General features: G+C 73.5%; 7 protein-coding genes. 2 read left to right on the top strand and 5 right to left on the bottom strand.

The genetic code is table 11. The features are described from left to right. Positions 1–14: 14 nt before the first annotated feature. Positions 15–830, bottom strand: coding sequence for an SAM-dependent methyltransferase (locus B9S61_RS02245; RefSeq protein WP_103540670.1), 816 nt, complete (start codon positions 828–830; stop codon positions 15–17). A gap of 43 nt (positions 831–873) precedes the next feature. Next, complete coding sequence (locus B9S61_RS02240; protein WP_103540669.1) at positions 874–1,749, bottom strand: helix-turn-helix transcriptional regulator; 876 nt, start codon at positions 1,747–1,749, stop codon at positions 874–876. A 425-nt stretch (positions 1,750–2,174) separates the two neighbouring features. Here B9S61_RS02240 and B9S61_RS43395 point away from each other — a divergent pair, with 425 nt between their 5' ends. Continuing rightward, positions 2,175–2,579 (top strand): ATP-binding protein, encoded by a 405-nt coding sequence (locus tag B9S61_RS43395; protein ID WP_374936168.1) that lies wholly within the window; start codon positions 2,175–2,177, stop codon positions 2,577–2,579. A 16-nt stretch (positions 2,580–2,595) separates the two neighbouring features. Here B9S61_RS43395 and B9S61_RS02230 read toward each other — a convergent pair whose 3' ends face one another. The 3 genes from B9S61_RS02230 to B9S61_RS02220 are packed head-to-tail and all read right to left on the bottom strand — an operon-like array spanning position 2,596 to position 5,641. Next, on the bottom strand, positions 2,596–3,450 hold the full coding sequence (locus B9S61_RS02230) for an ABC transporter ATP-binding protein (RefSeq protein ID WP_103540667.1): 855 nt from the start codon (positions 3,448–3,450) through the stop codon (positions 2,596–2,598). Next, the gene (locus B9S61_RS02225; protein ID WP_258039511.1) at positions 3,447–4,571 is read right to left on the bottom strand and encodes an iron chelate uptake ABC transporter family permease subunit; all 1,125 of its coding nucleotides are present in this window, start codon (positions 4,569–4,571) and stop codon (positions 3,447–3,449) included. The genes B9S61_RS02230 and B9S61_RS02225 overlap by 4 nt, the downstream gene beginning before the upstream one ends. Further along, positions 4,568–5,641 carry a FecCD family ABC transporter permease gene (locus B9S61_RS02220; protein ID WP_374936167.1) on the bottom strand — a complete coding sequence of 358 codons (1,074 nt, stop codon included), beginning with the start codon at positions 5,639–5,641 and terminating at the stop codon, positions 4,568–4,570. The genes B9S61_RS02225 and B9S61_RS02220 overlap by 4 nt, the downstream gene beginning before the upstream one ends. 229 nt (positions 5,642–5,870) lie before the next feature. Between B9S61_RS02220 and B9S61_RS02215 the strand changes: the two genes are divergently transcribed. Beyond that, positions 5,871–7,260 (top strand): ABC transporter ATP-binding protein (locus B9S61_RS02215; RefSeq protein WP_103540665.1); only part of this gene is annotated, 1,390 nt, incomplete at its 3' end.

Here is a 7,260-nt window from a genome sequence, read left to right as displayed (position 1 = left end):
CCCGGCCCGGGGCGCTACGGCTTGCGGGCGATCGCCCCGTACATCGCGATGTCCTCGTCGCGGATGCCCTCCTCGCCGGTGCCGTCCGGATGCCACTTGTGCACCTGGACGATGCCCGGCCCGACCAGCTCCAGGCCCTCGAAGAACTCGTGGGCCTCGTCGAGGGTGCGCAGCCGCATCGGCATGTTGCGGGCCGCGTACTCGCGGGCCACCCGCCCCACCTCCTCGGGGGCGAACTCCGCCGTGCCGATCGTCATCGCCAGGTAGCTGCCCGCCGGCAGCGGCTCCAGCAGCCGGCGGACGATGCCGACGGCGTCGTCCTCTTCCAGGACGAAGTGGACGATGGCGATGACCGTCAGCGCCACCGGCCGGTCCAGGTCGAGGGTCTCCCGCAGCTCAGGGGCGCGCAGGATGCTCGCCGGGTCACGGAAGTCCGCCTCGATGTACGACGTCCTGCCCTCCGGCGTGCTGGCCAGGAGCCCCTGGGAGAGGGTGAGCACGATGGGGTCGTTGTCGACGTAGACCACGCGTGCGTCGGGGGCCACCGACTGGGCGATCTCGTGGAGGTTCGGCGAGGTGGGGATGCCGGTGCCGATGTCCAGGAACTGGCGTATGCCGGCGTCCTCGACGAGCCGGCGGACCGCCCGGTTCATCCAGTCCCGGTTGGCGCGCATGTGGACCGGCAGCGCGGGCCACTCCCGCGCCATGGCGTCGCCCGCCTCCCGGTCGGCGGGGTAGTAGTCCTTTCCGCCGAGTATGTAGTCGTAGATCCGCGCGGAGTGCGCGTTCTCCGTGTCGATGCGGTCGGCCGGCCATCCGTTCTCGGGCACCTCGGTGTCTCCTTCGCACGTCGTGGGTCGGGGTCGGAGCGGGTCAGAGTTCCTGGCGGATCCGGTCGAGCACGGTCCCGGTCCTCCGCGTGGGCGTCGCCTGGGCGCCCACCCGGTCGAGGGCCTCCCGGTACACCACGACGTCGTCGCGCTTGTCGAGATACACGGCGCCGGCCAGACCGCTGACGGAGACGACATCGGGCAGTTCACGTGCCCGGAACCGGAAGAGCTGGAAGGCTCCGGCCCGCAGGGCCGGGTGCGGTCCGTTGGTGAACGGCATGATCTGCAGCGTCACCTGGGGCAGGCGCTGGATCTCCATGAGGTGGCCGATCTGGGCGCGCATCACGTCCGCTCCGCCGACCGGCCGCCGGAGCACCGTCTCGTCCATCACCACCCACAGCCGCGGGGGTTCGTCGCGTACCAGCAGCTCCTGCCGGCGCATCCGCAGGGCGATCCGGCGCTCGGTCGCGTCGTCCGGGGCGTGCGGGTTGTCGGCGCGCAGCAGGGCGCGGGCGTAGGCCTCGGTCTGCAACAGCCCGTGCACGTACTGGCTTTCGTAGGCACGTATCTGCAGGGCCGCCTGCTCCAGGCTGAGATAGGCGGCGAGCCAGTCCGGCATGACGTCGCGATAGGTGTGCCACCAGCCGCGCTTGTTGGCCTCACGGACCGACTTCAGGAAGGTGTCGACCTCCTGCCGGTCGGTCACCCCGTAGATCTGGAGGAGCTTCTCGGCGTCGGCGAGTCTGAGCCGGGCGACCTTGGCGGCCTCCATCCGGCGGATCGTGGAGTGGCTGACGCCGATGGCGGAAGCCGCCTGCTCGTAGGTGAGGCCGGCCCGGGTGCGCAGCTCCTCCAGCTGTCTGCCGAGGATCATGCGCAGCACGGAGGGGGCGCCGCCCCAGTCGGTCTCCACGGTCACCCGGTCACTCCCTCGCCTCAGGTTGTTCCGGACTCACCGTCTCACGCGGCCGGCCATCGCGTGCGCGTTCGGGGGTTGCCGCGAGCAGCATGCCCGCAGCCGGATGCAATTTTCAACTTGCTTGTTGCGAGCCGTCGTTGACGGATGGCAAGAGTGTCCGCACCGTCCCCGCGGCCCGCCCGTCGGCGGTGCGGAGCCGGCCGGTCGACCCCCGGCCGCGAGGTGACGGGACCCCCCGCGCGACCGCAGACGAAAGGCCCACGCAGATGGCTCGGCCCCCTTTGTCCAGGCCGCTGCATCACATCGGGAACGGACTCCCCCCGAGACCGCCCGGAGGCGGGCAAGCGGCTCCACTCCCCCAGCCGGACGGCCTCGGCCGTCCCGCCTCCGGGCTCCGCCCCGTCACCGAGACCCGCGCGTTCGACCTGCCGGCCGCCCCGGCTGCCGTGCGCTCCGCCCGGGAAGGCGTGCGCGAGCTGCTCACCGCGCGGGGCGTCGGTGACGAAGTGCGCGACAACGCTGTCATCGTGACGTCGGAAATCGTCACCAACGCGCTCACCCACTCGGCCGGTGACCGGTTCGTGTGCCGGCTGCACCTGACGGCCGCCCTGATCCGGGTGGAGGTCGAGGACCAGGCCCTCGGTCGCGGACCGCCCGTGCTCCGGCGCCCGGGCCCCGATGCGCAGAACGGGCGCGGGCTGCTCCTGGTCGACGCGCTCAGCAGCGCCTGGGCGGTCACCGGTTGTCCGGGCCGGCCGGGACGTATGGTGTGGGCCGAACTGCGCCGGGAGACCGGTCCGTCCCCGCTCGCTCCGCCCCGCGGGGAGTGAGGGCGGACGGAGCCGCTCAGCGGACGGCCGTGCCGAGGCGCCGGCCGTCGCCGCCGGGGGCGGGGCGCCGCGGGGCGGCGGGAACCATCAGGGGTGTGCCGGTCTCCGGGTCGTCGATGATGCGGCACGGCAGTCCGAACACGTCCTGCACGAGCCCGGCGGACATGACGGCCGCCGGGTCCCCCTCGGCCGCGACGGTTCCGCCGGCCCGCATCACCACGAGGTGGGTGGCGTAGCGGCAGGCCTGGTTGAGGTCGTGCAGGACCGCGACGACGGTGTGCCCCCGGCCCGCGTGCAGCTCGGCGCAGAGGTCCAGCACCTCGACCTGGTGGGCGATGTCCAGGAAGGTGGTGGGCTCGTCGAGCAGCAGGACGGGGGTCTCCTGGGCCAGCACCATGGCCAGCCAGACCCGCTGGCGCTGACCGCCGGACAGGTCGTCGACGGGCCGGCCGGCGAGGTCGAGGACGCCGGTCCGGCGCATCGCCTCGGTCACGGCGGTCTCGTCCTGCGCGGACCACTGCTTCAGCAGCCGCTGGTGCGGGTAGCGTCCGCGGGCCACCAGATCGCCCACGGCGATGCCGCCGGGCGCGGTCGACGACTGCGGCAGCAGTCCCAGCCGCCGCGCGACCTCCCGGGTGCGGTAGGAGGCGATGGCGGCGCCGTCGAGGTAGACCTCCCCCTCCTTGGGCCGGAGCATCCTGGCCAGCGCCTTCAGCAGGGTGGACTTGCCGCAGGCGTTCGGTCCGACGATCACCGTGAAGGAGTGGTCGGGGATGTCGACGCCGAGGCCCGTGGCCACGGTCCGCCGGTCGTAGGAGAGGGTCAGGTTCTCGGCCCGGAGCCGGGCGGCGGGGGCGGGCGTTCCTGTCATGCGCGGCTCTTTCGCGACTCGGTGACCAGCAGCCAGATGAGATACAGCCCGCCGATGGTGCCGGTCGCCGCGCCCACCGGGAGGAGGGTGTCGGTGAACAGGCGCTGTACGGCGAGATCGCTCGCGGTGAGCAGGACGGCGCCCGTCAGGGCGGTGGCCGGCAGGGCGGGGCCGGGCGAACGGGTCAGTCTGCGGGCCACCTGGGGGGCCGCCAGGGCGACGAACCAGATGGGGCCGGCGACGGCGGTGGCGAACGCGGCGAGGGCGACACAGACGACGAGCAGGACGGTGCGGGTACGGCCGACGGGGACACCGAGGGCGGTCGCCGTGAGGTCTCCCATCTCGACCATAGACAGCCGCCGGGAGAGCGCGAAGGCGACCGGAAGGAGCACCACGACGGCGAGAGCGATGGCGTTCGCCTGGGTCCAGCCGCGGTTGTTGAGGCTGCCGAGGAGCCAGGCCTGGGCCTCCAGCGCCTCCTGGAAGGTGGCCCGGGTGATCAGGTAGGAGTTGACGGCCAGGAGGAACGCGCTCACCCCGATGCCGATGACCACCAGCCGGAACCCCTGCAGTCCCCGGCCGGCGATGAGCAGGGTGACGACGGCGGCCGTCGCGAGGCCCCCGGTCAGCGCGCCGACGGCGATCTGGGTCATGCTGCCGTGCAGCACGATGATGACGGTCAGGGCGCCGACGGCCGCCCCGTTGGTGAAGCCGATGACGTCGGGGCTGCCGAGCGCGTTGCCGGTGAGGCTCTGCAGGATGCCGCCGCTGACGGCGAGGGCGGCGCCGACGCACACCCCGGTGACCAGGCGCGGCAGACGCAGGGTGTTGACGATGAAGTCGGCGCCGGGCGATCCGCCGCCGGTCAGCGCCCGGACCACCTCGGTGACGGAGAGTTCGAAGTCCCCGGTGGTCAGGCTGACGCCCATGACGGTGACGAGTACGGCGCAGAGCGCGACGCCCACAGCCATCGACCGGCCCGGAACACGCAGCGAGAGGCCCCCTCCCCCGGCCCGTACGACCAGACCGCTGACGACCCGGGGCGCCCTCGCGCCCCCGGCGGGCGGGGACTCGACGGGTCCGGCGCCGTCGGCGGCCTCCGTCCGGTGTGCGGGGTTCACAGCATCACCAGCTTCCGGCGGCGGCACAGTGCGACGAACAGCGGCGCGCCCAGGAAAGCGGTGACGATCCCCACCTGGACCTCGCCCGGCGCGCCGAGCACCCGGCCCAGGACGTCGGCGCCGATCAGCAGGACGGGAGCGAGCAGCATCGAGTAGGCCATCACCCACCGCTGGTCGGGTCCGGCCACGAACCGGGCCGCGTGCGGAACGGCGAGGCCGACGAAGCCGATCGGTCCGGCGGCCGCGGTCGCGGCGCCGCACAGCAGCATCACGGCGACGGCTCCCAGCACCCTCGTACGGACCACGTGCACCCCGAGGGCGCGGCCCAGCTGGTCTCCCATGGCGAGGGCGTTGAGCGCGGGGGCGAGTCCGACGGCGAGCAGCGCGCCGGCGGCGGCGAACGGCACGACGACCTCGAGGACGTCGAAGGTCCGGCCGGCCAGTGAGCCGGCGGTCCAGAACCGGAACTGGTCGAAGGCGCGCGGACGCAGCAGCAGCACCGTCGAGTTGAAGGCGTACAGCACCGCCGTGACGGCCGCCCCCGCGACGACGAGGCGGTCGGGGGTGGCCACCGCCCGCCCGGCGGAGCCCAGCAGGTAGACCACCAGGGTCGCCACGACCGCGCCGAGGAGCGCGAACCACACCTGGCCGAGGACGGACCCCACCCCGAGGAACGCGACGCACAGCACCACCCCGGTCGACGCGCCCAGGTTGACGCCGAGCAGTCCCGGGTCGGCGAGCGGGTTGCGGGTCATCGCCTGCATCAGCGCGCCCGACAGCCCGAGGGCCACGCCGACGACGAACCCGAGGAGCGTTCGGGGGATGCGATAGTCGTGGATGATGACCGACGCCTCCGACCCGTCGGGGTGGAGCAGCAGTGTCCACGTCGAGGTGAACGGGATGCCCCGGGTCCCGACCCACACGCTGGTCAGCCCGACCAGGAGGAGCGCGCCGAGTGCGAGGAGAAGCCCGAGGGCGCGCAGGGCGGCGCTCCCGCGCCGTGCTCCGGGCACGGCCGGGGCAGGGTCCCGCTTCTCGGACACCGCCCGGGTCTCGATCGTCAACGACAACTCCCCCTGGCGGTGGTTCGCGAGCATCGCGCGGGGTTCGGGCAGACACGCACAGTCGCGAGTTCAGCTTAGGCGAGGCTAACCGAAGTCGAAGAGAGTGGTCAACGAGCCGTGAGGCAAAGGGGGGTGGCCAGGGAGCACACCACCGGCGCACCCGGCGCGCCGTACCGGCGCCTTTCGGTTCAGAGTAGCCTTACCTAACCATCTGACCATCACGGAGGTGCCGTCCATGCCGGCTGGAGGACCGACCGGGGGGCACGTCCTCCGCGCAGCGATCAGGGACCGGCGGCGCGGCGTCGTCACGGCCTCGCTCCTGGGCATGGGGCACCAGACGGGCGAGGCGCTGGTGCCCGTGGTCGTCGGCGTGATCATCGACGAGGCGGTGGCCACGGGCTCGTCCGGCACGCTGGTGCGGCTGCTGGTGCTGCTCGCCGTCATCTTCCTCGTCCTGTCGACGTGTTACCGCGTGGGCGCCCGCATCACGGAGGACGCGGGCGAGCGTGCCACGCACCGGCTGCGCCTCGATCTCGGCGCCCGGGTCCTCGATCCGCGCGGCGGCGCCGACACCGGCCGGCTGCCGGGTGCGCTGACCAGCATCGCGACCAATGACGCCCGCCGCGTGGGCGCCGCGGTGACCGCCCTGTCGTACGGTGCCTCGGCGGTCGCGGCCCTCGCGGTCAGCTCGGTGGTGCTGCTGCGGATCTCGGTGCCGCTCGGCCTGCTGGTGCTGCTCGGCATCCCGCCCCTGCTGTGGCTGGGCCATCGCATCAGCGGGCCGCTGGAACGGCGCAGCGAGACCGAGCAGGAACGCGCCGCGCACGCCTCGGGCGTCGCCGCCGACCTGGTCATGGGTCTGCGGGTGCTCAAGGGGATGGGGGCCGAGCCGGCTGCCGTGTCCCGCTACCGGCGGACCAGTCAGGAGTCGCTGTCCGCGGCGCTGCGGGCGGCCCGCAGCCGGGCCGGACACGAAGGCGCGGTGCTCGCCCTGACCGGCGTCTTCATCGCCGTCATCGCCCTGGTGGGCGCGTATCTGGCGATGCGCGGCACCATCAGTGTCGGTGAACTCGTGGCGGCGGTGGGGCTCGCCCAGTTCCTGCTGGGGCCGTTCCAGCTGCTCACCTACGTCAACGCCGAGCTGGCCCAGGGCCGTGCCTCGGCCCGCCGGATCGCGGAGGTGCTGGCGTCCCCCGCCGCCGTGGAACCGGGCGGGGCCGCGCTGCCCGAGCAGGTCGCCGGACGGCTCCGGCTGCGGGGTGTCACCCTCGGGGCGCTGCGGGGGGTCGACCTCGACCTCGCCCCGGGGAGCCTCACCGGCGTGGTGACCGGGGACCCGGCGGCGGCCCACGACTTGCTGCGGTGCCTGGCCCGGGAGGCGGACCCCACCGCGGGCGTGATCGAACTCGACGGCGTGCCGCTGACCGGACCGGCCCCCGACGACGTCCGCCGCGCCCTCCTGGTGGCACCCCATGACGCGGACCTGTTCGAGACGAGTCTGCTGGAGAACGTGCGCGGCGGAGCGGACACGGACCCGGCGGCGGTGGAACCCGCACTCACCGCCTCGGCGGCCGACGATGTCGCCCGGCTGCTGCCCGACGGCGCGGACACCGTCCTCGCCGAGC

It is taken from the genome of Streptomyces sp. SM1 (assembly GCF_002910825.1).
Classification (GTDB): domain Bacteria; phylum Actinomycetota; class Actinomycetes; order Streptomycetales; family Streptomycetaceae; genus Streptomyces; species Streptomyces okerensis.
Note: the sequence above shows the minus strand (reverse complement) of the source record. Positions and strands in the feature narration are given on the sequence as shown.

Bases quoted from the DNA above. Each gene is read 5' to 3' on its own strand.
- B9S61_RS02230 (WP_103540667.1), bottom strand. From the start codon at position 3,450: ATGACAGGAACGCCCGCCCCCGCCGCCCGGCTCCGGGCCGAGAACCTG.